Below are 654 nucleotides of genomic sequence, written 5' to 3'. Positions count from 1 at the left end.
AGCGCCTGGTCGACGCTGCGCGACAGGGCTGAAGCTCGGGTATTGATAGCTGTAAGCGCTTGCCTGGTGGGCATTAGCGGTTTTTTTGCCAGATGCCTGGCAGCCCAAGGCGGCAGGGCTGCGGTGCGCGTGTAAACCCCGATGCGGGCCTGCGGGGGCTTTCGTTAAGGTCGAGTCTCGGCGCAACAGCGCACCCTGCCGGTGCGCTGTTGCGATGTTTCACTGAGACCCTTGGAGAACGCGCATGCAGATCACCCAGCTCAAATTAGCCGCCGCCGCGGTAGCCGCCGCAGCCACCATGCTTGCCTTGCCGGCCCACGCGGGCAAGACGCTCGACGGCATCAAGTCGCGCGGCCAGGTGGTGTGTGGCGTCCACACCGGCCTGGCCGGGTTCTCGGCGGCGGATTCCACGGGCAAGTGGTCGGGGCTGGATGTGGACATTTGCCGTGCCACGGCGGCTGCCGTGCTGGGCGACGCCGAAAAGGTCAAATACGTGCCGCTGACGGCGCAGCAGCGCTTCACCGCGCTGCAGTCGGGCGAGATCGACGTGCTCTCGCGCAACACCACGTTCACGCTCACGCGCGACGCCTCGCTGGGCCTGAACCAGACCGTCGTCACTTACTACGACGGCCAGGGCTTCATCGTGCCGGTCAA

Annotated in this window: 1 protein-coding gene; it reads left to right on the top strand. The window is 66.1% G+C overall.

Going from position 1 to position 654, the window contains the following annotated elements:
- Positions 1 to 244: 244 nt before the first annotated feature.
- Positions 245 to 654: transporter substrate-binding domain-containing protein (locus tag QZH66_RS17855; protein ID WP_305807149.1), on the top strand; the 410-nt coding region annotated here is incomplete at its 3' end.

The sequence above is a fragment of the Stenotrophomonas sp. YIM B06876 genome (genome assembly GCF_030711595.1).
Classification (GTDB): domain Bacteria; phylum Pseudomonadota; class Gammaproteobacteria; order Xanthomonadales; family Xanthomonadaceae; genus Stenotrophomonas.
Note: the sequence above shows the minus strand (reverse complement) of the source record. Positions and strands in the feature narration are given on the sequence as shown.